The following is an 893-nucleotide window of genomic DNA, read 5'->3' as shown; positions in this document are numbered from 1 at the left end:
GCCTGGCCGGCATGGACCTGCCCGCGCTGCCCGCTGCGGAGCCCGCGCGCATCGATTTCCTGTACGGCGCGGTGGCCTCGCGCGACTTCCCGGCGCTGGCCTGGCGCCGCGCCTACCAGGCCGAACTGCTGCGCCACCAGCACAGCCTGCGCTACATCCCGCCCGAAGGCGACGCCGCCCTGCGCCGCGCCATCCAGGGCTATCTGCGGCGCGCGCGCGGGCTGGCCTGCGATACCGCGCAGATCCTGGTGGTGCACGGCTCCCAGCAAGGCATCGACCTGTGCGCGCGCCTGCTGCTGGACGCGGGCGATGCCTTCGCGTTCGAAGAGCCCGGCTACCTCATGGCGCGCCGGTGCTTCGAGGCCACGGGCGCGGGCCTGTGGGCCGTGCCCGTGGACGCGCACGGCCTGGACACCGCGCAGCTGCCCGAGGACGGCCGCGTGCGCCTGGCCTATGTGACGCCTTCGCACCAGTTTCCCCTGGGCGGCGTGCTGCCCATCGGCCGGCGCATGGCGCTGCTGCAATGGGCGCAGCGCCATCGCGCGTGGATCGTCGAGGACGACTACGACGGCGAATTCCGCTACGGCCAGCGCCCCATCGACGCGCTGCAGTCCATCGACCCTGATGGCCGCGTGATCTACATGGGCACCTTCTCCAAGGCGCTGTCGCCGCAGTTGCGCCTGGGCTACCTCGTGCTGCCCACGGCCCTGGTGGCGGTGTTCCGCCAGGCCAAGCGCATGGCCGACCGGCATGCGCCGGTGCTGGAGCAGCGCACGCTGGCCGCGCTGATCGAAACCGGCGCGTACGAGCGCCACGTGCGGCGCACCCGGCGCGAGCACGAACGCCGCCGCGCCGCGCTGGCCGATGCCATCGCCCGCCACCTGCCGCCCACC

Annotated in this window: 1 protein-coding gene; it reads left to right on the top strand. The window is 73.8% G+C overall.

Features of this window, described 5'->3' with window-relative positions:
* Positions 1 to 893, top strand: an 893-nt coding sequence (gene pdxR / locus AC27IO_RS24855; RefSeq protein WP_498741298.1) for a MocR-like pyridoxine biosynthesis transcription factor PdxR, incomplete at both ends; no start/stop codon positions are given.

Source organism: Acidovorax sp. KNOB132 (genome assembly GCF_057541515.1).
Note: the sequence above shows the minus strand (reverse complement) of the source record. Positions and strands in the feature narration are given on the sequence as shown.